We start from the raw sequence: 503 nt of genomic DNA on the forward strand, positions 1-503 counted from the left end.
TATCGTTTTTCCTTTTTTAGTGAATTTTGGCTCGTGCGCTAGTTTTGCAGTCACGCCATCTTTACGTTTAAATTGAAATGCTCCAGCGAAACCATCTTGCATTTGGTATTCAAAAAAATCACATTGCTGTAGCTTAGACGCACCATTGTTAATCAGCGTAAATCCTAAATTTTCTTCTAGAATTTGTTTTATGCACAAAAAACACCAAACTTCGTAAATTTCAGATACTGACTTCATGGAAATACTTGAATGATTTCCAAAAGCGTTTAAATAAAATTTTAGCTCTTGCCATACTCTATATATTACACTGTAACCAGTTTTTTGCTGCAGGACTAAAGATTCACGGTTTAATTCTTTATAATTCCCTACATCTTTTAAAAAGCTTTGGCTTAATATTTTTTGCAAAGGTTGTTGCCAGCTATGTAACTCATCCAAAAAAGAGTTTGATAATCGCTGTTTCTCAGGGGCCTGGTTATGAAGACGTAAAGTTGTTTCAAAATTGT

Annotated in this window: 1 protein-coding gene; it reads right to left on the reverse strand. The window is 33.6% G+C overall.

The features are described 5' to 3' along the window. The coding region (locus tag RMT89_RS40995; RefSeq protein ID WP_315888842.1) for a DUF2357 domain-containing protein at positions 1-503 on the reverse strand (503 nt) is incomplete at both ends.

It is taken from the genome of Streptomyces sp. P17, from assembly GCF_032436805.1.
In the GTDB taxonomy this organism is placed as follows: Bacteria; Actinomycetota; Actinomycetes; order Streptomycetales; family Streptomycetaceae; genus Streptomyces.